This window comes from Oleiphilus sp. HI0117 (assembly GCF_001635235.1).
Genome location: NZ_LWGA01001399.1, coordinates 1 through 971, shown reverse-complemented (window position 1 = coordinate 971; position 971 = coordinate 1). Strand labels below are relative to the sequence as shown.

General features: G+C 47.0%; 1 protein-coding gene. It reads right to left on the bottom strand.

Going from position 1 to position 971, the window contains the following annotated elements; translation table 11 throughout:
- A partial coding sequence (locus A3757_RS23735) for a phenylalanine--tRNA ligase subunit beta (RefSeq protein WP_197470276.1) occupies window positions 1-971 on the bottom strand: 971 nt, incomplete at both ends.

Sequence of the window (971 nt, the reverse complement as noted above, 5' to 3'; positions counted from 1 at the left end):
TTAGCAAGCCAGGCCATAAAGACGTTCTCATCACAGCCAAATCAGCTGAGATTGGGTTTGCCAAAGCGATACCCTGCTCTTCAGGCGTCACGAGCTTTTGTGTTTCTTCGTCAACAAAGCTGTAAGTGATTGCCTCCTGATAACCTAAACTCACCAAACGATCAGCCAGGTAGTCCTGCGGGAAGATATCTTCGTCGACGGCCCGCAGCTTCATTGAGCCTAATGCAGTCGTTTTAGGTAGTTTGTTATAGCCGTAGACCCGACCAATTTCTTCAATCAGGTCTGGTTCAATGGCAATATCGAAACGATAGCTTGGCACAGCAAAGGTCCACTGCCCCTCTGCTCGATCAACAACTTCAAGCCCAAGGCGCGTTAGAATCTCTTCTATTTCAGCTGTCTCTACCTTCAAGCCTAAGAGCGACTCAACTTTAGTTTCACGCAAGGTCACAGTCGAAGACTTAGGAAGCGTCTCTGCATCACTTTCTTCAACGATTGGGCCAGCTTTGCCGCCGACAATATCGATTAATAAGCGCGTTGCACGTTCCATTGCCTCGTGCTGCAGCGCATAATCAACACCTCGTTCAAAACGGTGTGAAGAGTCTGTATGCAAGCCATAAGAGCGTGCTTTACCCGCAATCGCCAAGGGTGCAAAGAAGGCACATTCCAAAAAGATGTTCTGAGTTGTAGCGCTAACACCTGAGGCTTCGCCACCCATGATACCTGCGATTGCAAGTGGAGTGTTTTCATCTGCAATAACCAAGGTGTCATCACGAAGTTCAACTTCCTGACCATCCAACAAGGTTAGTTTTTCAGCATTTTCAGCTTGACGTACATTGATTGAGCCATTCAGCTTATCTAAATCAAATGCATGCATTGGCTGACCGAGCTCAAGCAAAATATAGTTGGTTACGTCAACGGCAGGATCAATACTACGTAAACCGCAGCGACGTAACTTTTCTTGCAGCCATAAT